The following is a 25912-nucleotide window of genomic DNA, read 5'->3' as shown; positions in this document are numbered from 1 at the left end:
CGTGACGAACGGTGTGGAGCGGGCGCGGACACTGCTCGACGAGGCGGCACGGACACTCCGTGCCGCTGCGGTCCCCGACGAGGCGCTCGGCGAGTACGTCGAACCGAGGGCCGTGCTCGGCATCCGCCGTGAACCCACCATGCGCTCGCTCGGACGGGTCTGGCGGGTCGGCGCACTGCTGATCGGCTCGTCACCCGATGCAGCTGGTCACGTCTGGGCGACCGGACGGATCACCCGCGTGACCGACCCGGGGCGCTCCCAGTTCGTGTCCGTGTCCGCCGAGGTGCGCCGCGCGTACCGGGCCGCCGCCGCGAAGGGACACTTCGGTACCGGGGACACGGTCAACCACGGCGCGACGCCGATCCCGCTCGACGAGTCGCTCGTCGGGTCGGGCGGAGTGCTGTTCGTCGAGGACGGCGAGCCCCTCGTACGCTGGTCCCCCGCGGCCGGCGCTGCCGTGCCCCTCGCGTCCTACTTGGCCGACCGGGTCGGACTGCTCGTCGATCCACCGCAGGGGGCGACGGACTGAGGGTCCCCCGCGCCGCTCACCCCGTCTCCACCAGACCGGCAAGCAGCTGCTGCAGGGCCGCGCGCTGCTCCTCGTCCAGCGGCGCGAACAGGTCTCGCAGCACGACGACCGCGATGTCGTGACCACCGTCGAGGGCAGCACGGCCGTCGTCGGTGAGCGCGTACTCGAGCCGTCGCCCGCGGCCCGCTGACCGGGTGACCAGGCCACGCTCCACCAACCGCGTCGCGAGCGTGCCGAACGCCTGATCGCTCTGGAACGTGGCGACCGCGAGGTCGTGCCCCGACGCGCCGGGCATCCGGTCGACGGCCCGCAGCGCGTCCCACTGCACGAGGGTGATGCCGAGGTCGCGGAGCGCGCCGTCCATCGTGCGGTGGTTCCGGTACTGCGCCCGCTTGATGGCCTGCCCGAGTGCTTCGAGGTCCGTCGTCATGGTGCTACTGTATCAACACGTTTACATCAACATGTTTAGTCAGGAGCACCGTGAACGCCACACTGCCCGAATCCCTCCCCGTCGTCGTCGCAGGCGACCCGACCTCGCGCTCGGTCCTCGTGCTGCACGGCGGTGGTGGCCCGCAGACCGTCGCCCCGATCGTCGGACACCTCGTCCCGACGCACCACGTCCTGGCGCCGACGCACCCCGGGTGGGACGGCACGCCCCGGCCCGAGTCGATCGCCTCGGTGGCCGACCTCGCGCACGCCTACCTCGCCCGCCTCGTCGAGCACGGCGACCAGGACGTGGTCGTGGTCGGCTCGTCGATCGGCGGCTGGATCGCGCTCGAGATGGCGGTGCAGGCCGCTGCCGACGAGCAGTACGCCGGCGTCCTCGGTGCGATCGTCGTGATCGACGGAGTCGGTGCCGTGGTCGAGGGCGAACCGATCGCCGACTTCTTCGCCCTGGACGCCCGGGGGCTGGCAGCGGTCGCGTGGCACGACCCGGAGCGCGGCTACCTCGACCCGGCGCGGTTCACCGACGAGCAGCGGGCCGTCCAGCAGTCGAACGGGCAGACGATGGCGGCCGTCGCCGGACGGCGCATGAGCGACCCGACGCTGCTCGCCCGGCTGGCATCGGTGGAGGTGCCCGCGCTCATGGTGTGGGGCGCCAGTGACCGAGTCGTCACCCCGGCGTACGGTCGCGCCGTCGCGAGCGCCGTTCCGGGAGCGGAGTTCGTCGAGGTCGCGGCCGCCGGGCACCTTCCGCACCTCGAAGCGCCGGAGGCGACGTGGGCCGCGATCGACCCGTTCCTCAGTCGGGTCTGAGCGGCGCGCGGCGGCTCACGCGGTCGCGCTCGCGACCACCAGTGCGAACGTGAAGATGACCCAGTCGTTCAGGATGTGCGCGCCCGTGCTCACCAGGATGTTCTTCGTCCGCACGTAGGCGAGCGTGAGCACGATGCGGGCGACGCCGATGACCAGGAACGCCTGCGCGAAGTTCCACTGGTAGGTCGGCAGGTGCGCCGCGGCGAACCAGGCTGCGGTGACGACCAGGGCGATCACGATCGCGGGCCGACGCGACAGGCCCCCGGACGTGCAGAAGGCGAGCACCGCGAGGAAGGGCAGGATCGTGAAGAGTTCCTCGCCGAACAGCTGGATCCCGGTGCCGACGTAGAACGCCACGACGGCCCCGGGGTCGTGCACCCCGTCGACGGCGGCGTTCGCGTTCGCGCCGAAGAGGGCCTTCACGACGATCCCGACGATGATCGTCACGACGAGGTTCGCGGCCGCGAAGAGGACCATCGCCCACACGTCCCGGCCGCGGATCCGGTGCATGATCGCCGTCCACTGCCCTCGGGTGAAGGCGATGAAGACGGTCAGCGGGATCGCCGGGAACAGGATCCGCGACACGAGCGCCTGCACGTCGTTCCTCGCGGGGTAGAGGATCAGCACGAAGAACCCGAGGGCGCAGGCGAGGACGACGATGATCCACTGCCAGCGGGCGAGGCCGAACGGGTTGCCGTCGTAGAACGGGAAGTCGCGTCCGTCGTCACGCTCGACGGCGCGTCCGAACCGCTGGCGTTCGGTCGGGACGAGCCTGTCGTCCGTCGTGGACACGGTCTGCGGCATGGCGGTCCCCTCGCTCACTGTGAGCCGAGCGGCCCCTCGGGCCGAGCGGCCCCTCCGGCTGAGGATACTGACGCGACACTCGGCCGACAACTGTCCGGGGAACGCGAGCTACGGCTCGACCGACTCGAGCGTCTTCGCGTACCAGCGGTCCGAGAACGGCTCGTCGTTGAAGGGCTCGACCCGGACGTACCCGAGCCGCTCGTAGAGGGCACATGCCTCGGCGAGCTCGGCGCGGGTGTCCAACCGGAGGAGTGCGGCGCCGCGGTCCCGGCAGGTCTGCTCGAGCGCCCGGAGCAGGGCGGAACCGGCTCCTCTCCCGCGGTGCGCCGGCACCGTGAAGACCTTCGTCACCTCCGCCACGAGACCGACGGCGTCGGCACCGCCGCCGTCGGTGCCGTCGCCGCCGCCTGCGCCGCCGCCCGCGCCGCCCCCGACGAACCTGGCGCCCGCGCACGCGACCACCTCGTCCGCGTCGCGCGCCGTCAGGAACACCCCGGTCTCGCCCACGAGATCGTCGTACGGTTCGTCGCGGAGCGCCCGCTCGACCTCGGCGGCCGTCACGGGCCGTCCGTACCACCGCGACGCGACCTCGCCGAGGTACGTCCGCACCACGGTCTCGGCGGCAGCCGAGCCCGGAGCGGTGACCGCGATCGTGAACACGACACCGGAGCCTAGCCACGCGTCCGCCCCGCGGCACCCGCGCCGCCAGCTGTCGAGATGTCCGTGGCGGAGCCGAGCCGCTCCTCCCGGCCGATGCGCAGCCGCGCTGTCACAGCCCACCGATAGTGTCGGAGCGTGAGCAACGAGGCATGGGACGACCGGTACGAACTGCGCGAGTTCGCGCCCGCCGCGGACGACGCGGGGGCACCGAACGCCGAGACCGAGGCATGGATGCGGGCCGTGGGGCTCGGCTTCCACGAAGCGGATCCGAGTGACGAAGGCGCGGCGCGGTTGGTCGAGCACGTCGTCGAGGACGGCAACACGTGGCTCGGCGCCTACGTGCGGAAGCCGGCCCCGGGATCCGTCGACGAGACCTGGCCGGCCGGCACGTTCGCGTGGTTCCGGAAGCCGCTCAGCTGGGGCGACGGCTCCTCCATCGACACGCAGGCGATCTCCGCCGTGACGGTCCGACCGACCGAGCGTCGGCGCGGGATCCTCCGCCGGATGATGACGCACGCACTCGAACGCGGTGTCGCCGAGGGCTACGCGATCGCGTCGCTCACCGCGTCCGAGGGCACGATCTACCGTCGCTTCGGGTTCGGCAGCGCCATCCGCGAGCGTGCCGTCAGCGTGCGCCGCAACCGCGCACTCCCCTTCCTCGCGCCGACCTCCGGCGTCGTCAGCGTCGTCACGCCCGAGTGGCTCGCCGGCGGTCCGGGGCGCGCCGTGTTCGACCGGTTCAACGCCCGCACGCCGGGTTCCATGGTGCGGAACGCCGGCACCTGGCCGGTCGCGCTCGGGCTCCGGGGCCAGGACGGCGAGAAGGCGAAGGACGTCCGCGCGGCGGTGCACCGCCCCGACGGCTCGGACGAGGTGGACGGCTACGTCACGTGGCGCGTCACCGAGAGCCGCAGCGACGACACCGTGCTCGAGGTCGTCGACCTGGTCTACGCCACCGACGAGGCCTACCTGTCGCTGTGGGAGTTCCTGCTCTCGATCGACCTCAACGACGTCGTCCAGTACAAGCGCTCACGCCTCGACGACCCCATCGTCGCGGCGCTCGGCGACAACCGTGCGTACGACGTCGACCACGAGGAAGACCACGTCTGGCTGCGTGTCCTCGACGTCCCGGCAGTGCTCGCGTCACGGCCGTACGCCGTCGACGGTTCGCTGACGCTCGCCGTCACGGACGCGCTCGGCTTCACGACGGGGACGTACCGACTCGACGTCCTGGAGGCGCGTGGCACCGTCACGAAGGTCGCCGACGACGTCGACGTGGCCGGCTCTGACCTCCAGCTCGACGTCGCCGACCTCGGTGCGGTGCTCATCGGGTCGGTGTCGCCGGTGACGCTCGCGGCCGCGGGCCTGGTCCGCGCCGCCGACCCGGCTGCGCCGGCGCTGCTCCGCGCGATGCTGACGCCGCTGCGGACGCCGCACGGGATCACCTACTTCTGATGGTGGCCTCCTCGTGACGGTCGGTGGTTCGCTCGGTCGGGCTCGTCAGGCGGTCTCCGTCCTGGCGAGCCCGACCCTGCGCGCCGCGGTGATCGGCGGGGGCGCGCTCGACGAGCGGACCGAACACGCCGTGCGGGCGTTCGACTGGCTGGGCGACACCGGACCGGACGCGGCGCTGCTCGGACGGACCGCGAAGGACCTGCAGCGGCTGCAGGACCCGGCTGCGCTGCTCGAGTTCGACCGGATCGCACGCATGCCGGGCAAGGACTCGGAACGGCATCCGCTGTCCGTGCGGATCGTCGGGCTCGTGTTCGAACGACTCGGCCGGGTTCGTGGTCCTGCCGTTCCCGAGGCGCTGCTCAACGCGGCGATCGCGATGTTCGCCGAGGACGTCTCGATCGTCCGGCGCGACGCGGTCGACCTGGGTGTGCTCGAACGGACGGACGACGGGTCGGCCTACCGGTTCGTCGGCGACGGGGCGATCCCCTCCGCGTAGTCCCCCGATGCGGCGTTGGCGGGGTGGTCTCCGCGGCGCGGTCGTTGCGGAGTGGTCTCCGCGGCGCGGTCGTGACGGCGTAGTCTCCGCGGCATGAGTTCCGACACGGTGGTCGACTGGCTGCTCGACTCCGATCCGGCGATCCGGTGGCAGGTGGAGCGCGACCTCGTCGGTGCACCGGCATCGACGTGGCAGGAGACCCGGAGGCGCGTCGCCACCGAGGGCTTCGGCCGGGCGATGCTGGCCCGCCAGGACCCGGACGGGCAGTGGGCGGGCGGCGCGTACTTCCCGGCGGACTTCGACTTCGATGGACCCGAGGCGCAGGAACCCGGCCAGCCCTACACGGCCACGACCTGGTCGCTGAACGCCCTGCGGAACTGGGGGCTCGACCCGGCGGTCCTGGGCGACACCGCGGCCCGACTCGAGGCGAACAGCCGGTGGGAGTACGAGCAGCTGCCGTACTGGGACGGTGAGGTCGACTGCTGCATCAACGCCTTCACCCTGGCGAACGGGACGTGGCTCGGTGCTGACGTTGACGGGATCGCGACCTGGCTGCTCGAGCACCAGCAGGACGACGGCGGATGGAACTGCGAGTGGGTCGAGGGCTCCACGGTGTCGTCGTTCCACTCAACGCTCAACGTCCTGGAGGGCTTGCTGCAGCACGAGCAGCTCACCGCCGGACGGCACCCGCAGGCAGCGGAGCTGCGTGCTGCGCGCCACCGCGGAGCGGAGTACCTGCTGGAACGCCGGCTCCTCTACCGGAAGTCGGACGGCGAGCTCGTCGGTCCCTGGGCGACCCGGTTCGCCGCCCCGTTCCGGTGGCAGTACAGCGCGCTCCGTGCGACGGACCACCTCCGGGCGGCGTCCCTGCTCGACGGGACCCCGCCCGACCCGCGTGCCGCCGAAGCCATCGAGGTCGTGCGGGCCGCCCGGAACGCCGACGGGACGTGGACGCAGGGCGACCGCCCGCCCGGTCGGCAGTGGTTCGAGGTGGACGTGCCCGCCGGTGAGCCGTCGCGCTGGCTGACGCTGTCCGGCATGCGGGTGCTGCGGTGGTGGGACGCTTCGGCACAACCGAAGTCACCCGGAACCGCGGGTTCGCACGGTTCGGTTTGACGTTGGTTGTGCGAAGGCGGCCCGCGCCACGGACTGTGCGGGATGCGACCCGCAACGTCCGCCCCGCGGCCGCCCGCGCCCGCCCGCGCCCGCCCGCGCCCGCCCCGCGCACTCCCCCTACGCCCGCCGGCGCACCCGCGGGTCCACGAACGCGTAGACCACGTCGACGATGACGTTCGCCGTGACGATGAGGAGCGCCGAGAACAGGGTGAAGCCGACGACGACCTGCAGGTCGAGCGAGTGCACCGCGTCGATGAGGAGCGCCCCGAGTCCCTGCATCGAGAACACCTTCTCGGTGATGACCGCCCCGCCGAGCAGCGACCCGAGGTCGAGCCCGAACAGGGTCACCACCGGCAGGATCGCCGTCCGGAGCCCGTGCCGCACGACGACCTGGCGTTCGCGGAGGCCCTTCGCGCGGGCGGTCCGGACGAAGTCCTGCGACATCGACTCGAGCATCTCGCCGCGGGTCAGGCGGGCGTAGATCGCGGCGCTGATGAACGCCAGCACGCACCACGGCAGGATCAGGTGTGTGAACCAGCCCACCGGGTCGTCCCCGAACGCGACGTAGCCACTCGTGGGCAGGATGCCGAGGACGAAGCCGAACAGCAGGATCCCGAGCAGGCCGACGAGGTACGAGGGCGCGGACACCCCGGCGACCGCGACGGTCATCACGGCCCGGTCGACGAACGTGCCCCGGCGGAGGGCGGAGAGCGCACCTCCGGCGACCCCGGCGACGAGCCAGAGCACAGCGGCACCGACGGCGATCGACGCGGTGACGGGCAGGCGCGACAGGATCAGGTTCGTGACGCTGTCGTGGAGCTGGAACGAGTAGCCGAAGCACGGCGCGGCGCAGTGGATGACCGATGCGCCGGTCCCGAACGTGCGGCCGGCGAAGATGCCCGCGAGGTACGCCCCGAACTGGGCGATCCACGGCTTGTCGGTGCCGAGGAACGCCTGCACCTCGCGGAGCCGGTCGGGTGTGCAGGGCTTGTCGCAGATCGCCCGTGCCGGGTTCGTCGGCAGCAGCATGAACAGCGCGTACGTGATCGCGGCGACGACGAGCAGGACGACGACCGCCCCGAGCACGCGGACGGCGATGAAGCGGAACGCGGTCACCGGGTGCCTCCCCGCGGGTCGAGGGCGTCGCGGAGCGCGTCGCCGAGGACGTTGAACGCCAGGGTGATGAGGAACAGCGCGGCGCCGGGGAACACGAGGTACATCGGGTCGGTCTGGACCCAGCCGATCGCGTCGCCGATGCTGCGGCCCCACGACGGCGTCGGCGGGGTGACGCCGACGGCGAGGAACGACAGGGCGGCCTCGGCCCCGATCATCGACGGGATCGAGATCGTCGCGTAGACGGTGATCGTCGCGGCGAGGTTCGGCAGCAGCTGCGTGCGGATGACGTGCCAGCGTCCGGCCCCCATGGCGGTGGACGCGACGACGTAGTTCCGGGTCACGAGGGACAGCGTCTGCCCCCGGACCACTCGGGCGACCGACGGCCAGCCGAAGAACCCGATGACGAGGACGACGAGCACGGGCTTCGGGAACGACGTCGGCACGATCGCGGTCAGGGCGATCATGAAGACCAGCGACGGGAACCCGAAGATGACGTCGACGACCCGCGACAGCACGCGGTCGTACCAGCCGCCGAAGAACCCGGTCGTCACGCCGACGAGCACGCCGATCACGATGGAGACGACGGTCGCGGCGAGGCCGATGCCGAGCGACGTCCGGGCACCGTACGTGACGATGGCGAACAGGTCGCGCCCGGTCAGCGGCTCGACCCCGAACCAGTGGTCGGCGCTGATGCCGCCGCCGAAGCCCTTCGGGGCACCGAACGAGTTGAGGGCGTCGATGTTGTAGCCGTAGGGGTCCTGCCCGCTCAGAGCGGCGATCAGGGGGGCGGCGATCGCCACGACCGCGAACACCGCGATGACCACGGCGGACGCGACGGCCCAGCGGTCCTGCCGCACCCGTCGGACGACGGCGCGGAAGCCGGTGCTCCGGTTGGCGGCGGGCGAGACCGGCCGCTCGACGACGTTGGCGGTCACGAGGCCACCCCTTCCCATGCGCGCCAGGCCTCGCGGCGGGCTGCCTGTCGCTCCGGGTCGGCGACCGGCGCTGCCGCGAGGAGCATGCGCGTGTAGTCCTGCTTCGGGTCGTCGAGCACGGACTCGGTGGTGCCGCGTTCGACCACGCGTCCGTCGTGCAGCACGACGACCTCGTCGGCGAGCTGGCGGACGACGGCGAGGTCGTGGCTGATGAGGAGCATGCCGAACCCGAACTCGTCCTGCAGCGAGGAGAGCAGGTCGAGGACAGCGGCCTGCACGGTCACGTCGAGCGCCGAGGTCGGCTCGTCGGCGATGACGAGCGCGGGCCGGAGCGCGAGGGCCCGGGCGACGGCGACGCGCTGCCGCTGGCCGCCGGAGAGCTGGTGCGGGAAGCGTTCGGCCCACGAGGGGTCGAGCTGCACCGCGGTGAGCAGCTCTCGCACGTGCTCGGCACGGTCTGCGGCGGATGCGGTGCCGTGCACGAGGAGCGGTTCCGCGATGCTCCACCCGATGGTCTGTCGGGGGTTGAGCGAGGACGCCGGGTCCTGGAAGACGATGCCCACGCGGCTCCGGAGTTCACGCAGGCGTCCGCCCCGTGCCGTCCGCAGGTCGCTGCCGTCCACCTCGACCGAACCGGCCACGACGGGGACGAGCCCGGCGAGCGCGCGCCCGATCGTGGACTTGCCGGACCCGGACTCCCCCACGAGCCCGAGGGTCTCGCCGGCGTGGAGCACGAAGTCGATCCCGGAGACGGTGGGTTCGCCGCGGCGCGTGTAGCGCACCGCGACGTCGCGCAGCTGCGCGACCACCGGCCTGGAGGCGCGCCCCGCGTCCCCGAGACTCGCTTCCGTTGGTCCGGGACTCGCGCTGGGCGACACTTCTCGCGCCTCCGGGCGCGAGGAGTGTCGCTGTGCCCGAGACTCGTCCACGGGCCCGTCCGTCGCCGACGAGGCGGACGCACCACGCGCCTCCAGGCTGGGGACGGCGGCCAGGAGGTCACGCGTGTACTCGGCGGTCGGGTGCGCGAACACCTCGGCGACCGACCCGCGTTCGACGGGGTCGCCGCGGCGCATCACGAGCACCTCGTCGGCGACGTCCGCGACCACGCCCATGTCGTGCGTGATGAGGAGCACCGCGAGCGAACGCTCGATGCCGAGCCGGCGGAGCAGGTCGAGGATCCCGGCCTGCACCGTGACGTCGAGCGCCGTCGTGGGTTCGTCCGCGATGAGCGCCACCGGGTCGCCGGCCAGCGCCATCGCGATCATCGCGCGCTGCAGCTGCCCGCCGGAGAGCTCGTGCGGGTACGCCTTCCGGATCCGCGCAGGATCGGTGAGTCCCGCGGCGCGCAGCAGCTCGTCGATCCGCGCGGAGACCCCGGCGCGGTCGAGGTCCGTCGGGTGCGCCCGGACGGCCTCGGCGATCTGCGTGCCGATCGACAGCACCGGCGTGAAGGAGTTCATCGGCTCCTGGAAGACCACGCCGATGCCCGCACCGCGGACGGCTCGGAGGGTGTCGTCGGATGCCCCGACGAGTTCCTCGCCGCGGAACCGGATGCTGCCGGAGACCCGGGCCTCCGGCGGGAGCAGGCCGAGGATGCTCATGGCGCTGACGGACTTGCCCGACCCGGACTCGCCGACGAGGGCGAGCACGCGGCCGGGCGTCAGGGTGAAGGAGACGTCACGGACGACGGGCTCCGCGTCGCCGAACGCGACGTGGAGCCCCTCGACCTCGAGCAGCGGGGAACTCACTTCGCGAGCGAGACCTTGAGGTAGTTCGGGTACGCCGGGAAGTCCGCGATCCGGAAGTTCTGCACGTTCGAGCCGGCGAGGAACGACTGCTTCGCGTAGGTGAGCGGGACGATCGGCGCGTCGGCCATGATCTTCTTGTCCGCTTCGGCCCAGAGCTTCTGCGCGTCCTTCTGGTCGACGGTGCCGCTCGCCTGCTTGATGAGGGCGTCGACCTCCGGGTTGCTGTACTTCGACACGTTGTAGCCACCCCCGCCGATCTGCGACGAGTCGTACAGCGGCTGGATGTTGGCGTTCGCGCTCGGGAAGTCCGGCTGCCAGCTGAACAGCGCCAGGTCGAAGTCGGTGCCGTCGGTCGTCGCCGTGTAGAACGAGTCGGCGTCGAGCGGCTTCAGCGTGACGGTGATGCCCGCGCGCTTGAGACCAGCCTGCAGGGCCTGGGCCTGAGCCAGATAGGTCGGGTCGTTCTGCGTGGCCAGGGTCAGCTTGAGGTCGGAGACCCCGGCCTCCTGCAGGAGCTTCTTCGCCTTGGCGACGTCACCCGAGGGGCCCGGCTTGTACAGGTCGTAGTCCTGGCGTCCGGCGATGCCCGGCGTGATCAGCGTCGTGGCGTACGAGCCGGCGAGCGCACCACCGGCGGCGATCCGGTACGACTTCTTGTCCACCGCGTACTGCAGGGCCTGGCGGACCTTGAGGTCCTTCAGCGCGCCCTTCTGCGTGTTGATCGCCATGTAGTTGATGGGGCCGGCCTTCGACGTCGCGAGGCGGTCCTGCGCGGACGGGTTCGACCGGACCTGGTTGAGCTCGGCGGCACCGAGGTAGGTGGCACCGAAGGAGTCCTTCGCGTCACCGTTGTCCGCGATGAGCGTCTGGGTGACCGTCGACGGGTCCTGGCTCTCCTTGAACACGACCTTCGACGGGCCGGCGGTGCGGACGTCGTCCGTCTTCGCGCTCCAGGACTTGTTGCGCACGAGGGTGATCTGCGACCCCTGCGTGTTCGACTGCACCTGGTACGGGCCGGAGGCGACCGGCTTGGCGTCGTACTCGCCGGTGTTCGTGCCGTCGCCGTCGGGGACCGGGGCGAACGCCGGCATCGACACGATCCACGGCCAGTCGCCGTAGGCCGCGTTCAGCTTGAAGACGATCGTGGAGTCGTCCGGCGTCTCGATGCTGTCGAGCGTCTTGCCGTCGAACGGGCCCTTGTACGTGTCACCGCCGACGAGGAGCGACTTGTGGTAGCTCAGACCACCGGTGAGGGTCGGCGCGAACGAGCGCTCGATGCCCCACTTGATGTCCTTCGTGGTGATCTCGGTGCCGTCCTGGAACTTCAGCCCCTTCTTGAGGTGGTAGGTCCAGGTCTTGCCGCCGTCGCTCGAGTCACCGGTGTTCGTCGCGAGGTCCGGCACGACCTTCGCGGTCTTGCCGGGCTGGACGTCCCACGCGGTGAGGCGGCGGAGCACCAGGCCGAGCGTCGTGATGTTGAGGTTCTGACTGGTCGCCGGGTCGAGGTGCACCGCGGTTTGCGTCGTCAGGATGTTGAGCGTCCCGCCCTTGTTCGTCCCGCCGGATGCGTCGTCGGACGAAGACCCTCCGCCCGAGCAGCCGGTGAGCACCAGGGCTGCTGCTGCGGCGACCGCCGCGGTGATGGTCAGGCGCTTGGGGCGTCTCATGACGATGCTGCTCCTCGTGGGAAGGGGTGGGGGCGGCCGTGGGGTGGCCGCTGCGGTGCTCGGGATCGGGACACCGGGCGGACTCAATCCTGACACCGCAACGGCAGACCGTCCGAATCCCGCGTGCGACGGACGTCGCACGACGTAACGGTGCAAGGCCCCGGAGACGTCCCGCTATTCCCGATGCGTTCGCACAGAACTCCGCGAGCTCGAGAACGTGGAATGTGACGTTGTAGCGGACGGTTCGTCGTAGGCTGACCTTGGTCGCGACACCCGCCGGATCGCGACCTGGGCGAATGAGCCGAGGCCCGGAACTGCTAGCACAGTTTCCGGGCCTCGATTTGCCTTCCGAGTGGAAGCCAAGGGATGCAAACCCATCCCGAGTCAATCGCTCGGAACCGATGGTAGCCGAGCCCGCTCGGCTCCGCATCCCTCGGCCGACGCTCCTCGTGTCAACCGGCGACGACACAAGGAGGTCCTCGATGTCGAACGACAACGACGGCCGGACCAGGCGTCAGGCGCTGTGGCTGGGGGTCGCGAGCTTGCTCGTGAACCTCACCCGGCTCCTGCTCGACCTGTTCCGCAAGGCCTAGGGGCACGGGCGCTCCCGCACCGCAACCGTGGTGTGGGAGCGCTCCGCCGGTCGACCTGGAGGCGCGTGGCACCTCCGCGCGCAGGCGCCGGCCCGACAGGCACCGGGCGCCGCGTCAGGACAGCACGCGCGCGAGGAACAGGTTGCGGAAGCGACCGGTGGGGTCGAGATCGCGGGCCAGGGCGGCGAACGAGGACAACCGCGGGTACACCTCGTGCAGCCGATCGACGCTCGTCGCGGACACCTTCCCCCAGTGCGGCCGGGCCTCGAACGGCGCGAGGACCTCCTCGATCCGCTCCACCGCGGCGGCCACGGCGGCGGCGTCCCGGCGGAAGGTGAAGTGGATGCCGACCGACTGCCGCTCCGACGACGGTGCGAGCCAGGCGGTGTCGGGTGCGACGGTCCGGATCTCGGCGGCGATGAGGAGTGGCGCGAACAGCTCCTGCAGCGGTCGCAGGGCCCGGAGCGCGTCGACGGCGGAGGACGCTGGCAGCAGGTACTCCGCCTGGATCTCCGCGCCGGTGGACGGGGTGAACGAGGACCGGAAGTGCGGCAGCCGCTCGGACCAGGGCCCGGGCACCCCGCCCTGCTCGGTGACGCCGGCGGGGTCGTTCTCCCCCGGGTGCACGGGGCCGGTGGCCGGGCGTGCTCCGAGGGCGACGAGGTCGACGGTCGGCGCCGGGTCGTCGACGCGGTGCTTCACCCAGACCTGCCGGGCGCCGCGGTCGTCGAACGAGGTGAACATCGACACCGAGTACGCGTCGGCCATGACCGCGTCGAAGTGGTCGAAGACGGCATCCCACGGCAGGTCGAGGTGCACGGTCGTGGCGACCTGGAACGTCGGCACGATCGCCAGTTCGACCGCGGTGACGATCCCGAGCGCGCCGATGGCCACCCGGTGCGCGTCGAGCTGCCCGTCCGGCGAGGACGCGTCGACCCGTTCGACGTCGCCGGTGGCGCGCACCACGTCCAGGCCGACGACCGCCTGCGCGAGCGACGGGTTCCGCACACCGGATCCGTGCGTGCCGGTGGCGACCGCCCCGGCCGTGGAGATGTGCGGCAGGGACGCGAGGTTCCCGAGTGCCCAGCCCCGCGCCTCCAGGCCGGCGGCGACCTGACTGTGCGTCATCCCGGCGGCCACGCGGACCACGCGACGCGACTCGTCGATGTCGAGCACCGGCGGCAGTCCCGCCAGCGACACCTGCACGGCGTCGGTGTCCGCGATCGTGTTGAACGAGTGCCGCGAGCCGAGCGCCGTCAGGCGCGGGGTCGACGCGACCAGCTGCTGCAGCGACGCCACCGAGTCCGGGCTGGCCAGGGCTGAGGCGCGATAGGTGACGTTGCCGGCCCAGTTCGTGTGCGTGCGCTCCGCTGCGATCACGTCGGTCATCGTAGGGTCCGTCCCCGTCAGAAACCGCGGTCGAGCCGGTGCCACGTCTGCTGGAGCCGCACCTCGTCGCGGAACCCGCGGAGCGTGGTGTGCTCGTCGATGACGAGGAACTCGGTCCCGACCATGGTGGCGAAGTCCTCGACGACCTGCAGGCCGACGGCGGTGGTCATCACGGTGTGGTGGGCGGCGCCGGCGGTGAGCCAGGCCTCGGCGGCGACGGGGAACGACGGCCGGGGCTCCCAGACCGCGCGGCCGACGGGCAGCTTCGGCAGGGCCTCGGTCGGGGGCACGACGTCGACGACGTTCGCGGTGAGGCGGAAGCCGTCGCGGGTGTCGGAAAGCGCGACGACGACGGCCTCGCCGGAGTCGGCGGTGAAGACCAGGCGGACCGGGTCGTCCTTGCCGCCGATGCCGAGCGGGTGGATCTCGAGTGTCGGCTTCGTGGTGGTGAGCGTCGGTGAGACCTCGAGCATGTGCGCGCCGAGGATCTTCTCGGCACCCGGGGTGAGGTCGTACGTGTAGTCCTCCATCAGGGAGGCACCACCGGGGAGCCCCGCGCCGGCGACGTTCATCGCCCGGACCAGGACCGCGGTCTTCCAGTCGCCCTCGGCACCGAAGCCGTAGCCGTCGGCCATCAGCCGCTGCACCGCCAGTCCCGGCAGCTGCTTGAGCGAGCCCAGGTCCTCGAAGTTGGTGGTGAAGGCGGCGCTGCCGTTCTGCTCGAGGAGGGCCCGGAGGCCGATCTCGATGGCGGCACCGTCGCGGAGCGCGGCGTGCCGGTCGCCGCCGGCGCTGCGGAGTGACGGGTCGACGTCGTAGTCGCGCTCGTACGTCGCGACCAACGCGTCGACCGCCGCGGTGTCGGCTGCGGCAGCGTCGACCGCTGCGGCCAGCTCGTTCACCGCCCAGGTGTTCACCTGCACGCCGAGCTCGATCTCCGCCTCGGTCTTGTCGCCCTCGGTGACGGCGACGTAGCGCATGTTGTCGCCGAAGCGGGTGAGCTTCAGTTCGCGGACGGCGGCGGCGCCGGCGGCGGCACGGGTCCAGTTCGCGACGCGCTGCTGGACGCGAGGATCCGAGACGTGGCCGACGGCCGTGGCGTGCCGGACGCCGAGGCGGGCCAGGGCGTAGCCGAACTCACGGTCGCCGTGCGCGGCCTGGTTGAGGTTCATGAAGTCGAAGTCGATGTCCGCCCAGGGCAGCGTGACGTTCGCCTGTGTGTGCAGGTGCAGCAGCGGCTTCGTGAGAGCCTGCAGCCCGCCGATCCACATCTTGGCCGGGCTGAACGTGTGCATCCACGTGGTGACACCGATGACCCGGTCGTCGGCGCTCGCCTCGATCAGGGCCCGGCGGATGCCGTCGGCGTCCTTGAGCACGGGCTTCCAGACGAGCTTCACCGGCAGGTGCCCGGCGAGCTCGGCGTGGACGGCCTTGCTCTGCTCCTCGACCTGGCGCAGGGTCTCCTCGCCGTAGAGCCCCTGGGAGCCGGTGAGGAACCAGACCTCGTAGCTGTCGAGCGTGGCCTGGGGGTCGACGGGGGTGTCCTGCGTCATCGCATGGCTCCTTCGGGGTTCTGTCCGTAGACGTTCTGGTAGCGATCGAAGAGTCGATCGATGTCTGCTGCCGCGATGGGGACGAGTTCGCCGCCCTGCTTCGCGATGTGGACGGTCCGTGCCACGTCCTCGCACATGACGGCGGCCTTGACGGCGTCCTTCGCGTCCTTGCCGATCGTGAACACGCCGTGGTTCTGCATGAGGACCGCACGGGAGCGGTGGCCGGACAGCGTCTCGACGATGCCGTGGCCGATCGAGTCGTCGCCGATGATCGCGAAGGGTCCGACCGGGATCGGGCCGCCGAACTCGTCCGCCATCGCCGTGATCACGCACGGGATCTCCTCGGCGCGGGCCGCCCACGCGGTGGCGTAGGTCGAGTGCGTGTGCACGACGCCGCCGACCTCGGGCATGTTCCGGTACACGTAGGCGTGCGCGGCGGTGTCGCTCGACGGGCCGTGGGCGTTGCCCCAGCCGTCCGCGGGCACACCGTCGAGGGTGCAGACCACCTGGTTCTCCGGGGTCAGGTCGTCGCTCGACACCCCGCTCGGCTTGATCACGAAGAGGTCGGTGCCGGGGACGCGCTCGGAGACGTTGCCGCCGGTCCAGATCACGAGGCCGTAGCGGACGAGTTCGCCGTGCAGGCGGGCGACGCGTTCGCGGGTGGCGGCGACGGCGTCGCGGGTGGCCTCGTCGAGGCTCGGGTCGGTCATCGGGTCGGCTCCTTCACTGCCTGGAGGCGCGGGTCGGCTGCCGTCGTCGGCTCGCCCGCGTGCGTGGTCGCGCTGGTCGTGGTCCCGCCGGTAGCGGTCGCGTCCGGCTCGGTGGCCTGCTCCGCGCCCGTGTCCGACCGGCTGGGCTGGGTCGCCGCTGCCGCCGCGGCCTGGACGGGCAGGGCGGCGCGGTACCGATCGAGGTAGGTCTGGAACCCCTGGACGTCACGGTCCTCGGGCTCGGCGACGTGCACGCTGCCGCCGCCGAAGACCGTGTCGGCGAGGAAGTCGCCCAGTCCGTGCTCGGTGTGCTCGAGGTAGGCGGCGAGCACGGCGATGCCCCAGGCGCCGCCCTCCCCTGCGGTCTCCTCGAGCGCGACCGGCACGCGGAGCGCGGCGGCGAGCAGCTGCTGCGGTGCGCCGGGCGTGCGGAAGAGCCCGCCGTGCGCCGTCATCCGGTCGACCTCGACGTGCTCGCCGTGCAGGACGTCCATCCCGATCGCGAGGGTGGCGAACGCGCCGTGCACCTCGGAGCGGACGAGGTTGCCGAGGGTGAAGCGCGCGTCGGGGGTGCGGAGCAGCAGGGGCCGACCGTCCTCGACGTGGGTGACGGGTTCGCCCGCCAGGTAGTTGAAGGAGAGGAGTCCGCCGGCGTCGGCGTCCGTGCTCTCGGCGACGGCTTCCGCCAGGAGGGTCGCGTACACGTCGTCGATGTCCGGCGGGGTGCTGCCGGTCCGTGCGGCCGCTGCCGCACCGAACCGACCGAACACCCGGGCCCAGCTCGCGATCTCGCTCGCGCCGTTGTTGCAGTGCACCATCGCCACGGCGTCGCCGGAGGGCGTGGTGACGATGTCGAGCTCCTCGTGCGCGGTCTCCAGCGGGTGCTCGAGGACGACCATCGCGAAGATGCTCGTGCCGACGCTGACGTTGCCGGTGCGGGGCGCGACCGCGTTCGTGGCGACCATGCCGGTGCCGGCGTCGCCCTCGGGCGGGCACAGCGGGACGCCCGGGCGGAGCGACCCGCTCGGGTCGAGCCACGCCGCACCCTCGGGGGTGAGGGCGCCCGCGTCGTCGCCGGCGACGAGCACCTCGGGCAGGAGCGCGCGGAGGTCCGGCACGGCGTCGCCGAGCAGTTCCTGGGTCTGCGCGAGCATGGCCGCGTCGAAGTCGCGGGAGCCGGGGTCGCCCGGGCCGCTGTCGGCCGGGCTGTTGTCGATCGGGAACACGCCGCTCGCGTCGCCGACGCCGAGGACGTCCCGGCCGGTCAGACGACGGTGCACGTACCCGGCGAGCGTGGTGATGCCGGCGAGCTCCGACACGTGCGGCTCGTCGTCGAGGACGGCCTGGTACAGGTGCGCGATCGACCAGCGGAGCGGGATGTTGAAGCCGAGGGCCTCGCTCAGGCGTTCGGCGGCCGGACCGGTCGAGGTGTTGCGCCACGTCCGGAACGGCACGAGCAGCTCGTCGTCGGCGTCGAACGCCAGGTAGCCGTGCATCATCGCGCTGACACCAGCCGCGCGGAAGCTCGTCGGTGTCACGCCGTACTGCGCCTCGACGTCGGCCACGAGGGCGGCGTACGCGGCGCGGAGCCCGTTCTCGACGGCTTCGAGGGAGTAGGTCCAGCGACCGTCGACGAACTCGTTCTCCCACTCGTGGGCTCCGGCGGCGATGGGGACGAGGTCCTCGTCCACCAGGCACGCCTTGATGCGCGTCGACCCGAGCTCGATCCCGAGGGTCGTGCGGCCGTCCACGACCTGTTGCCGGCGGTCCTCGCCCATGCAGTCCTCCAAGACTCCGTCGTCCGTCGTGAGCGCTCACATCCTGGCACGTGAGCGCTCACTCCCGCAACGCCGACGCGCTGCCCACCCTGTGCGCCCACCCCGCCTGGTCGCCCGTCCTGCCGAGCGCACCGGAGGCCCCGCCTGCGCGCCGCCCGTGCTGCCTGTTCCGAGCGGGCACGACACGCCGCGCGCGCCGCACCGCGCGGGCACGACACGCCGCCGGGCAGCATCGACCGTGACGTATTGCGCCTCCTCGGCGCCGCCGCGCCAGCCACCCCATCACCCCTCGCCGCCCGCGCCGAGCGGGCACGACACGCCGCCCGCGCCGCACCGCGCGGGCACGACACGCCCCCGGGCAGCATCGACCGTGACGTATTTCGCCCGCTCGCCGCCGCCGCGCTGCCCGCCGCCGCCCCGGGCGACCTACGCGCCGATCGTGCTCTCGCGGATGACCAGGGACGGTGTCACCGCGGCCGAGGCCGCCGAACCCCCGTCGATGAGGTCGAGCAGCGCCCGACCCGCGACGCGCCCGAGTTCCTCGAGCCGCAGGTCCACCGTGGTCAGCGGCGGCCGGCTCGCCAGCGCCATCACGTCCCAGTCGTCGAACCCGGTGACGGCGACGTCCTCCGGCACGGACTTGCCCGCCTCGCGCAGCCGGTCGCACACGCCGCGGGCGATCTGGTCGCTCCCGCAGACGATCGCGTCGACGTCGGTGTCCCCGCGGAGCAGCACGTCGACGGCCTGCCGCCCCCACCGCTCGGACCACTCGCCGTACAGCGGTTCGCCGACGAGCCGCGAGCCGAGCACCGACGCGGCCCCGGAGACACGACGGACGGCGGACTGGTGCCGGGCGGGCCCGGTGACGATGGCGACCCGCGACCGTCCGAGCGTCAGGACGTGCGACGCCACGAGGGCGCTGCCGGCCGCGTCGTCGAGCGTCACGGAGACGTCGGACGGCGAGGTCGACGGCGTGAAGGCGTACACCACCGGGATCGGCACGTCGATCGGTGGGCGGGCGTCGGCGGACCGCCCGGTGACGATGATGCCGTCGACGCCGCGGGCGGCGAGCGAGCGGAGGTAGTGCGTCTCGCGGACGTGGTCGTCGCGGGTGTCGCAGAGCAGCACGGCCATCTGCCCGGCGGACAGGGCGTCCTCGGCGCCGAGCAGCACCGGGATCGAGAACCGGCCGAACGAGTCGGTGGTGATCATGCCCACGGTGTAGGTCCGGCCGGAAGACAGCGCGCGGGCCCGGGCGTCGCCGACGAACCCGAGCTTCTCGGCGGCGTCCTTCACCCGCGTCCGCGTCGAGTCGCGGAGCTGGCCGGTGCCGTTGAGCGCCTTCGAGGCGGTGCCGATCGACACGCCGGCGAGCGCCGCCACGTCGGTGATCCGGACGGGCTGCCCGGTGCGTTCCAGCGTCACGGCAACCACCTTTCCGTCGATCGAAAACGTTCCATGACTATACGCAAGAATCCGCAGGAAGCCCTTGCGCGCCTCCAGTCCGTGTCGTAACGTCCACCGCAGAAACCGTTTTCCGAACTCGGAGAGTCGGTGGTCCGGAAGGGCGGAGCGGCGGACGACGCCGCACGCACCCACGGCCCGGACAGCACCCAGTCACATCGCAAGGAGGCGACATGACCACCACGCTCGCGACCGACAGCCGCGCGCAGACCGCGACCCCGGTCCTCCCGACCGTCGACGCGCACCTCACCCTCCGGCCGCTCCCCACCGGCGACGCCCGGATCACCGGGGGCTTCTGGGCGCTCCGGCAGGAGCGCAACGGCCGCGACGCGATCCGCGGCGGCTACGCCCTGCTCGAGACGGCCGGCAACTTCCGGAACCTCCGGATCGCCGCGGGCCTCGAGGAGGGCGACGCGACCGGCCCGATCTTCATGGACTCGGACGTCACGAAGTGGCTCGAGGCGGTGGCGTGGGAGTACGGCCGCGCACCGTCGGACGACCTGCTGGAGCTCCAGCGCGAGGTCACGGCGCTGTACGCACAGGCGCAGGCGGAGGACGGCTACCTCGACTCGGTCCAGCAGATCCGTGGGAAGGGCGAGCGGTACACGGACCTCAAGTGGAGCCACGAGATGTACTGCGCCGGGCACCTGTACCAGGCGGCCGTGGCGCAGCACCGAGCGACCGGGGACACCGGGCTGCTCGAGGTCGCGGTGAAGAACGCCGACCACCTCGTCCGCACGTTCGGCCCGGGCGACGACCGCACACAGGACGTCGACGGCCACCCCGTCGTCGAGATGGGCCTCGTCGAGCTGTACCGCGAGACCGGCAACCGCGACTACCTCGACCTGGCGCACTGGTTCGTCGATGCCCGGGGCCACGGGATCATCGAGCGTGCCGGCGGCGAGCCGACGTACTTCTCGGACCGGGTGCCGAGCCGCGAGGCCACGACGGTGGAGGGCCACGCGGTCCGCGCCGTGTACCTGGCCGCGGGTGCGGTCGACGTCGCGATCGAGACCGGTGACACCGAGCTCCTCGCCGCGAGCGAGCGGCAGTTCGCCGACATGATGGCGACGAAGGCGTTCATCACCGGCGGCCTCGGGGCGCGCTGGGACTGGGAGGCGTTCGGCGACCCGTACGAGCTGCCGACCGACCGGGGCTACGCGGAGACCTGCGCGGCCATCGGCGGCGTGCAGTGGGCCTGGCGCCTGCTGCTCGCGACCGGGAAGCCCGTCTACGCCGATGCGATCGAGCGCCTGCTCTACAACGCGTTCCTCGCCGGTGTGAGCCTCGCCGGCACGGAGTACTTCTACGTCAACCCGCTGCAGCACCGCGACCACGCGCACCAGGACGAGAACCGCTCCCCCGCGCACGGCCGCCGCGGCTGGTTCGACTGCGCCTGCTGCCCGCCGAACATCATGCGGACGTTCGCGAGCCTCGACGGCTACCTGGCGACCGCGACCGACGGCGGCCTGCAGATCCACCAGTACGCCACGGCGTCGCTCGGCCCGGTCCAGGTCGAGACCGGGTACCCGCACGACGGCCACGTGCGCGTCACGGTCACCGAGGACGGGCCGCTCGCGCTCGGCCTCCGGATCCCGGCCTGGTCGGACACGACGAGCGTCACCGGCCCCGACGGACAGGACAGCCCGCAGCCGGGCGCGCTGCACGTCATCGACCGCGAGTGGTCGGCGGGCGACACCGTCGAGCTCGTCTTCGACACGACGCCGCACCGGTACGTGGCCGATGCCCGGATCGACGCCGCACGCGGGCAGGTCGCCATCGAGCGCGGACCCCTCGTGTACGCGGTCGAGCAGGCGGACCAGCAGGGCTTCACGGTCGACGACCTGACGGTCGACGCCGACGCGCCGATCACCGAGGAGCGCCAGGACGGGCTGCTCGACGGGGTCGTCACGCTGCGGATCCCGGGACACGCCCCCGCCGAGCACGCGCAGGGAGCGTGGCCGTACCGCCGGCTGGATGGGCCTGGAGGCGCGGATCACGCCCGTGGCGCGACCAGCGTCGACGACACGGCCGGTCCCGAGCACGCCACCACGGGCCTCCCGGTCCCTCGCGACGTCGTCGTGACGGCCGTGCCCTACTACGCCTGGGCGAACCGCGGAGCCGCGCCGATGCGCGTCTGGCTCCCGCTGGCGCGGTGACGTGATGCTGCGCAGAGCGTTCCTCGCCGGCGGCCTCGCCGGCGGGGCAGCCCTCACCCTGGCCGCGTGCTCCGGAACGCTGCCCAAGGTGGACGCGAAGGTGGCGTCGTTCGGCCGGAACGCGACCGGCACCGTGCACGTCTGGTGTCGCGCCGCCACCCAGGCCGGGCTGACGGCCGCGGTCGCCGGTTTCAACAAGGCGAACCCGAAGCTGCAGGTCGAACTGACACCGGTGCCCGACGGGCAGTACGTCACGAAGCTCGCGACCGCGATCCGCGGTGGTGAGCCGCCGGACGTCGTGGACATCGACGACATCAACTCGCAGCTGTTCATCTTCCGCGAAGCGTTCGCCGACCTCACCGACGTCGTCAGGGGTCTGGACTACTTCGACCAGATCTCCCCCGGACACCTGCGCCTGCTCGAGTACAAGGACCGGTACTACGGCCTGCCGTACCTGGCGGACAACTCGCAGCTGTTCGTCAACACCGAGCTGTTCGAACGGGCCGGGCTCGACGTCGAGGACGCGACGAAGGACCTCGACTCGCTGCTCGCCGCGGCGAAGGCGATCCGGAAGACCGGTGACGACGTGTACGGGTGGTCGATCGCCGGCAACTCGGCGGGCATCATCGGCTTCGTCACCCAGCCGCACGTCTGGGCCACCGGGGTCGACATGATGTCCGGCGAGGTCGGCTCGCAGAAGGCGAACATCACCGGCAACGAGGCCCTCGAACGGATGCTGGAGTTCTACCGGCAGCTGTGGAAGGACGGCGCGCTCTCGAAGGCGACCTACTCCGACGCCGGCACCACGTGGGGCGCGGACTTCCGGGCCGGCAAGGTCGGCATCTTCCCGACGTCGTACGGGGCCACCGTGCCCGCCGCGACGAAGGCGATGCGGGCGAAGATGCAGACGGTGCTGATCCCGTCGTGGGACGGCAAGCGCTCGTTCTTCGACGGCGGCGACAACATGTGCATCCCGAACGGCGCCGCGAACCCCTCCGGGGGCTGGGCGTTCATGCAGTACGCCAACGGGCTGCAGCCGCAACAGGCGCTGCCCGACGGCGGCTACTTCCCCACCCGCTCGGACGCCGCCACTCCGGCGTACCGGAAGAAGTACCCGCTCGCGTTCGGCCCGCTGGACGCCCTCGACAAGGGCTACGCACCGCAGACGCTCGCGTACAACCTGCTCAACAACCAGCCGTCGTCGCCGTACTTCGCGATGTTCCGCGAGGCCGTGTTCGGCTCGGGGACCACCGCCGCCATGCGGACCGCGCAGTCCGAGTACCAGCGCATCCTCGACCAGGTCCAGGCCTGAGCCACCCCTCCCCGTTCGTCTCGTTCGTCTCGATGCACAGAGAGGTGCACGCATGTCGACCATCTCCACCCGGCGCACCACCGGCCGGACCGGTGCCGGCCGCCCCACCGTGGGTCGCGGCCGCCCGGTCCGGACCCGCAACTCGCTGACACACCCACCGCGCACCGGTGCCGTGCTCGTCGCCCCGGCGATCCTGTTCGTCGCGGTGTTCGTCCTCGCGCCCCTGCTGTTCGCGCTCTACATCTCGTTCACGAACTGGCCGCTGATCGGCCCCTACCGGTTCATCGGGGTGCAGAACTACCTGACGCTGTTCCAGGACCCGACGTTCGTGCACGCGATCGGGTACACGCTGCTGTACACCGCGATCGTGACCCTGCCGATCCTCGCCCTCGGGTACTTCCTCGCCGTCCTGGTCCGGGCGAGGCGACGCGGCAGCACGCTGCTCCGGACGGTGTTCTTCCTGCCGTACGTGGTCGGGCTGACGACCCTGTCGTTCATGCTCGTCCTCGAGGCGCAGCCGAACTCCGGCGCGGTGAACATGGTGCTCCGCTGGCTCGGGATCACCGACGGCAGCACCGCCTGGCTCGTGAACGGGCCGCTCGCCACGCTGCTCATCTGCGTGCTCGTGGTCTGGGCGGTGTCCGGCCTGACCATGGTGCTGCTGATGTCGGCGATGCAGGGCGTCCCCGACGAGGTGTACGAGTCCGCGCAACTCGAGGGTGCGTCCTGGTGGCAGACCGAGCGACTCATCACGTTCCCGATGATCCGGCCGACCGTGGCGCTCAGCGTGATCATCTCGGTGATCGGCTCCCTGCTGGCGTTCAACCAGTTCTACATCCTCACCCAGGGCGGGCCGGGCACCGAGACCACGACCATCGTCAACGCGATCTACAACCGCGGGTTCGTGAACCTGCAGCTCGGCGCCGCGACCGCCCAGTCGATCGCCCTCGTCATCGTCATCGCCGCCGTCACGGTGTTCCAGTTCTGGGCCCTCCGAGAGAAGGACTGAGCCATGAGCACCACGACCTCCCGGGCGGGCCTCGCCGCGCCCGACCTGTCGACACGGACGCTCACCACCGAGGGTGACGGGCGCCGACGCCGACACCACCAGGGCAGCGTCCGGCACCCGCGGGACACCGCCGTCAAGCGCACGCTGTACGCGATCGCGGGCATCGGCTCCGCCCTCGTCTTCGGCGTCCCGCTCATCTGGTCGATCCTGCGGGCCTTCCAGCCCGAAGCCGTCATCACCCAGGCGCCGGACGCGGCGACGTTCTTCCAGCTCGGCTGGCAGAACTTCGCCGCCGTGTTCAGCTCCTCGTCGCACCTGCTCACCGGCGTGCTCAACTCCGTGATCGTCTCGGTGTGCACCGCCGTCCTGACCGCGATCATCGCGACGATGGCCGGGTACGGCTTCGCCCGCTTCCGGTTCGGCGGGTCCGGGCTGGTGTTCGGCCTGGTGCTCCTGACGATGATGGTGCCGTTCCAGGCGATCCTCACGCCGCTGTACCTCGAGCTCAACGCGATGAAGCTCACGAACTCCCTGCTCGGGCTCGTGCTCTTCTACACGACGGTGAACCTGCCGTTCGGCGTGTTCGTGATGCGGAACGCGTTCGAGTCGATCCCGACCGAGCTCGAGGACTCGGCGTTCGTCGACGGCGCCTCACGCTTCCGGGTCGTCGTGTCGGTGCTCCGCCCGCTGCTCCTCCCCGGGGTGGCGACCGCGGCGCTGTACGCGTTCCTGGCGTCGTGGACGGAGTTCCTCGGCGCGCTGACCTTCCTCACGAAGGACTCGCTCTACACGCTGCCCGTCGCGCTGCTCAACCTGCAGACCGGGGCGTACGGACAGGTGTCGTACGGGAACCTCGTCGCCGGGTCGGTGGTGGCGATGGTCCCGTGCATCGCGCTCTACGTCGGGCTGCAGCGGTTCTACGTCGCGGGCCTGTCGTCGGGGGCGCTGAAGGGCTGACGGTCGGGTCGGCCCGGGGTCGTGCGCGGCTTCGCACCGTGCGCGGTCCCTCGGCCGGTGCGAGGTTGGCCGCTCGGTGCGGAGCTGTAGCGCCGCACCGGGCGATCAACCTCGCACCGGCCGCGACGTCCGGCTCACGTCGAGCGGCGCACCACCAGCTCGGGCGCGAGCAGCGTCTCGTCGCGGGGCTCCCCCTCGACGAGGGCCCGCACGGTGTCGAGCACCCGTTCCCCCATCGCCCGGAAGTCCTGCCGCACGGTGGTGAGCGGCGGCGTGAAGTGCGCCGCCTCGGGCACGTCGTCGAAGCCCACCACGGCGATGTCGTCGGGTACCCGGAGCCCGTCCTCCGCGAAGGCGTGCAGCACCCCGAGCGCCATCTGGTCGTTCCCGGCGAACACCGCGTCCACCGTCGTCACGTCGATGGACCGCCCGGCGGCGAACCCGCTCGTGGGTGTCCAGTCGCCGTCGAGCACGACCGGTTCGAGCCCGGCCTCGCGCATGATCCGCGTGTAGGTGTCACGGCGCACCTCGGACTCCTGCGAGACGCTCGGGCCGGCGATGTGCACGATCCGCCGGTGTCCCCGGTCGAACAGGTGCCGCATGACGAGTTCGGTGCCGGCGACCTGGTCGATGGCGACGGCGGCGACGGTCGGTGCGACGGGGGCGCGCGCGGCGTCCCGCTGCACGGCGTTGGCGACGACGACGGGCACCGACACCGGCACGGTCAGGGACGCGAGCGCGTCGAGCACCCGGTTGTCGGCGGCGACGAGCACGATCGCGGCGACGTCCTGCGCGAGCAGGGTCGTCACGCCGGCGGACAGGTCGCCCGGTCGCGGGTCGTCGGGGAGGGTCGAGAGGAGCACGTGGTAGCCGGCCGATCGTGCGGCGCGTTCGAACCCGATCGCGGTGCTCGACGGGCCGTACAGCGCGTCGCCCGCGGTGATGATGCCGAGCGCCTTGCTGCGTCCGCCGGCGAGCGCCCGGGCGGCGGCACGGGGGCGGTAGCCGAGTTCGGTGACCGCGTCGGAGACCTGCGTGCGGAACTGCTCGCGGACCGTCGGGTCGCCGTTGATGACGCGGGAGACGGTCTGGTGGGAGACGCCCGCCCGTTCGGCGACGTCGAAGATCGTCGGCGCCTTCCGGCGCTTGCCGCCCTTGCCCTCGGGGGCGGTCGTGGTGGTCACGTCGCCAACCGTACCGCGCAG

Annotated in this window: 22 protein-coding genes; 9 read left to right on the top strand and 13 right to left on the bottom strand. The window is 71.8% G+C overall.

Features of this window, described 5'->3' with window-relative positions; genetic code table 11:
• The first annotated feature begins 1 nt into the window (after position 1).
• Entirely contained in the window at positions 2–529 is a 528-nt protein-coding gene (locus BLT36_RS18740; RefSeq protein WP_175529609.1) for a hypothetical protein, read from the top strand.
• A gap of 16 nt (positions 530–545) precedes the next feature.
• Here the strand turns inward: BLT36_RS18740 and BLT36_RS11010 are convergent, their stop codons facing one another.
• Positions 546–959, bottom strand: a complete 414-nt coding sequence (locus BLT36_RS11010) for a MarR family winged helix-turn-helix transcriptional regulator (RefSeq protein WP_092095139.1) — start codon at positions 957–959, stop codon at positions 546–548.
• A gap of 50 nt (positions 960–1009) precedes the next feature.
• On the opposite strand from BLT36_RS11010, the gene BLT36_RS11005 reads away from it, so the two are divergent.
• A complete protein-coding gene (locus tag BLT36_RS11005; protein WP_092095137.1) occupies positions 1010–1786 on the top strand; it encodes an alpha/beta fold hydrolase in 777 nt (258 codons plus the stop codon).
• Positions 1787–1801: 15 nt separating this feature from the next.
• On the opposite strand, the gene BLT36_RS11000 is transcribed toward BLT36_RS11005, so the two are convergent.
• The gene (locus BLT36_RS11000; protein ID WP_092095787.1) at positions 1802–2590 is read right to left on the bottom strand and encodes a CPBP family intramembrane glutamic endopeptidase; all 789 of its coding nucleotides are present in this window, start codon (positions 2588–2590) and stop codon (positions 1802–1804) included.
• Positions 2591–2698: 108 nt separating this feature from the next.
• Entirely contained in the window at positions 2699–3250 is a 552-nt protein-coding gene (locus tag BLT36_RS10995; RefSeq protein WP_092095135.1) for a GNAT family N-acetyltransferase, read from the bottom strand.
• Between the two features lie 135 nt (positions 3251–3385).
• Between BLT36_RS10995 and BLT36_RS10990 the strand changes: the two genes are divergently transcribed.
• From BLT36_RS10990 to BLT36_RS10980, 3 genes are all read left to right on the top strand, one after another.
• Complete coding sequence (locus BLT36_RS10990; protein WP_092095133.1) at positions 3386–4705, top strand: GNAT family N-acetyltransferase; 1320 nt, start codon at positions 3386–3388, stop codon at positions 4703–4705.
• 13 nt (positions 4706–4718) lie between these two features.
• On the top strand, positions 4719–5201 hold the full coding sequence (locus tag BLT36_RS10985) for a DUF2087 domain-containing protein (RefSeq protein ID WP_092095132.1): 483 nt from the start codon (positions 4719–4721) through the stop codon (positions 5199–5201).
• 93 nt (positions 5202–5294) lie between these two features.
• Complete coding sequence (locus BLT36_RS10980; protein ID WP_092095130.1) at positions 5295–6317, top strand: squalene cyclase; 1023 nt, start codon at positions 5295–5297, stop codon at positions 6315–6317.
• 117 nt (positions 6318–6434) lie between these two features.
• Here BLT36_RS10980 and BLT36_RS10975 read toward each other — a convergent pair whose 3' ends face one another.
• From BLT36_RS10975 to BLT36_RS10935, 9 genes are all read right to left on the bottom strand, one after another.
• Complete coding sequence (locus tag BLT36_RS10975) at positions 6435–7433, bottom strand: ABC transporter permease (protein ID WP_092095129.1); 999 nt, start codon at positions 7431–7433, stop codon at positions 6435–6437.
• The gene (locus tag BLT36_RS10970; RefSeq protein ID WP_092095128.1) at positions 7430–8368 is read right to left on the bottom strand and encodes an ABC transporter permease; all 939 of its coding nucleotides are present in this window, start codon (positions 8366–8368) and stop codon (positions 7430–7432) included. Before BLT36_RS10970 ends, BLT36_RS10975 begins: the two co-directional genes overlap by 4 nt.
• On the bottom strand, positions 8365–10116 hold the full coding sequence (locus BLT36_RS10965; protein ID WP_092095126.1) for a dipeptide ABC transporter ATP-binding protein: 1752 nt from the start codon (positions 10114–10116) through the stop codon (positions 8365–8367). Before BLT36_RS10965 ends, BLT36_RS10970 begins: the two co-directional genes overlap by 4 nt.
• On the bottom strand, positions 10113–11783 hold the full coding sequence (locus tag BLT36_RS10960) for an ABC transporter substrate-binding protein (protein ID WP_092095124.1): 1671 nt from the start codon (positions 11781–11783) through the stop codon (positions 10113–10115). Before BLT36_RS10960 ends, BLT36_RS10965 begins: the two co-directional genes overlap by 4 nt.
• A gap of 707 nt (positions 11784–12490) precedes the next feature.
• On the bottom strand, positions 12491–13765 hold the full coding sequence (locus tag BLT36_RS10955) for a D-arabinono-1,4-lactone oxidase (protein ID WP_092095122.1): 1275 nt from the start codon (positions 13763–13765) through the stop codon (positions 12491–12493).
• Between the two features lie 17 nt (positions 13766–13782).
• Entirely contained in the window at positions 13783–15318 is a 1536-nt protein-coding gene (gene araA, locus BLT36_RS10950) for an L-arabinose isomerase (RefSeq protein ID WP_092095120.1), read from the bottom strand.
• Positions 15315–16028 carry an L-ribulose-5-phosphate 4-epimerase gene (locus BLT36_RS10945; protein ID WP_092095118.1) on the bottom strand — a complete coding sequence of 238 codons (714 nt, stop codon included), beginning with the start codon at positions 16026–16028 and terminating at the stop codon, positions 15315–15317. The genes araA and BLT36_RS10945 overlap by 4 nt, the downstream gene beginning before the upstream one ends.
• Complete coding sequence (locus BLT36_RS10940; protein ID WP_092095116.1) at positions 16025–17806, bottom strand: xylulokinase; 1782 nt, start codon at positions 17804–17806, stop codon at positions 16025–16027. The genes BLT36_RS10945 and BLT36_RS10940 overlap by 4 nt, the downstream gene beginning before the upstream one ends.
• 426 nt (positions 17807–18232) lie before the next feature.
• The gene (locus BLT36_RS10935) at positions 18233–19231 is read right to left on the bottom strand and encodes a LacI family DNA-binding transcriptional regulator (protein ID WP_092095114.1); all 999 of its coding nucleotides are present in this window, start codon (positions 19229–19231) and stop codon (positions 18233–18235) included.
• A gap of 212 nt (positions 19232–19443) precedes the next feature.
• Here BLT36_RS10935 and BLT36_RS10930 point away from each other — a divergent pair, with 212 nt between their 5' ends.
• From BLT36_RS10930 to BLT36_RS10915, 4 genes are read left to right on the top strand one after another with little or no spacing between them, the layout of a single operon-like run.
• The gene (locus BLT36_RS10930; protein WP_092095112.1) at positions 19444–21429 is read left to right on the top strand and encodes a glycoside hydrolase family 127 protein; all 1986 of its coding nucleotides are present in this window, start codon (positions 19444–19446) and stop codon (positions 21427–21429) included.
• Positions 21430–21433: 4 nt separating this feature from the next.
• Positions 21434–22741 carry an ABC transporter substrate-binding protein gene (locus BLT36_RS10925; protein ID WP_092095786.1) on the top strand — a complete coding sequence of 436 codons (1308 nt, stop codon included), beginning with the start codon at positions 21434–21436 and terminating at the stop codon, positions 22739–22741.
• 52 nt (positions 22742–22793) lie between these two features.
• Complete coding sequence (locus tag BLT36_RS10920) at positions 22794–23750, top strand: carbohydrate ABC transporter permease (protein ID WP_092095110.1); 957 nt, start codon at positions 22794–22796, stop codon at positions 23748–23750.
• Positions 23751–23753: 3 nt separating this feature from the next.
• Positions 23754–24707 carry a carbohydrate ABC transporter permease gene (locus BLT36_RS10915; protein WP_092095108.1) on the top strand — a complete coding sequence of 318 codons (954 nt, stop codon included), beginning with the start codon at positions 23754–23756 and terminating at the stop codon, positions 24705–24707.
• A 134-nt stretch (positions 24708–24841) separates the two neighbouring features.
• Here the strand turns inward: BLT36_RS10915 and BLT36_RS10910 are convergent, their stop codons facing one another.
• Positions 24842–25891 carry a LacI family DNA-binding transcriptional regulator gene (locus tag BLT36_RS10910; RefSeq protein ID WP_092095106.1) on the bottom strand — a complete coding sequence of 350 codons (1050 nt, stop codon included), beginning with the start codon at positions 25889–25891 and terminating at the stop codon, positions 24842–24844.
• Positions 25892–25912: the final 21 nt, after the last annotated feature.

Origin of the sequence: Curtobacterium sp. UNCCL20, from assembly GCF_900101675.1 — a bacterium.
GTDB lineage: Bacteria > Actinomycetota > Actinomycetes > Actinomycetales > Microbacteriaceae > Curtobacterium.
Note: the sequence above shows the minus strand (reverse complement) of the source record. Positions and strands in the feature narration are given on the sequence as shown.

What these genes read in the sequence shown, in the direction of transcription:
- BLT36_RS11010 (WP_092095139.1), bottom strand. Translation starts at nt 959, where the DNA reads ATGACGACGGACCTCGAAGCACTCGGGCAGGCCATCAAGCGGGCGCAG.
- BLT36_RS11000 (WP_092095787.1), bottom strand. Translation starts at nt 2,590, where the DNA reads ATGCCGCAGACCGTGTCCACGACGGACGACAGGCTCGTCCCGACCGAA.
- BLT36_RS10980 (WP_092095130.1), top strand. Translation starts at nt 5,295, where the DNA reads ATGAGTTCCGACACGGTGGTCGACTGGCTGCTCGACTCCGATCCGGCG.
- BLT36_RS10960 (WP_092095124.1), bottom strand. Translation starts at nt 11,783, where the DNA reads ATGAGACGCCCCAAGCGCCTGACCATCACCGCGGCGGTCGCCGCAGCA.
- BLT36_RS10955 (WP_092095122.1), bottom strand. Translation starts at nt 13,765, where the DNA reads ATGACCGACGTGATCGCAGCGGAGCGCACGCACACGAACTGGGCCGGC.
- araA (WP_092095120.1), bottom strand. Translation starts at nt 15,318, where the DNA reads ATGACGCAGGACACCCCCGTCGACCCCCAGGCCACGCTCGACAGCTAC.
- BLT36_RS10945 (WP_092095118.1), bottom strand. Translation starts at nt 16,028, where the DNA reads ATGACCGACCCGAGCCTCGACGAGGCCACCCGCGACGCCGTCGCCGCC.
- BLT36_RS10940 (WP_092095116.1), bottom strand. Translation starts at nt 17,806, where the DNA reads ATGGGCGAGGACCGCCGGCAACAGGTCGTGGACGGCCGCACGACCCTC.
- BLT36_RS10930 (WP_092095112.1), top strand. Translation starts at nt 19,444, where the DNA reads ATGACCACCACGCTCGCGACCGACAGCCGCGCGCAGACCGCGACCCCG.
- BLT36_RS10925 (WP_092095786.1), top strand. Translation starts at nt 21,434, where the DNA reads ATGCTGCGCAGAGCGTTCCTCGCCGGCGGCCTCGCCGGCGGGGCAGCC.
- BLT36_RS10920 (WP_092095110.1), top strand. Translation starts at nt 22,794, where the DNA reads ATGTCGACCATCTCCACCCGGCGCACCACCGGCCGGACCGGTGCCGGC.
- BLT36_RS10915 (WP_092095108.1), top strand. Translation starts at nt 23,754, where the DNA reads ATGAGCACCACGACCTCCCGGGCGGGCCTCGCCGCGCCCGACCTGTCG.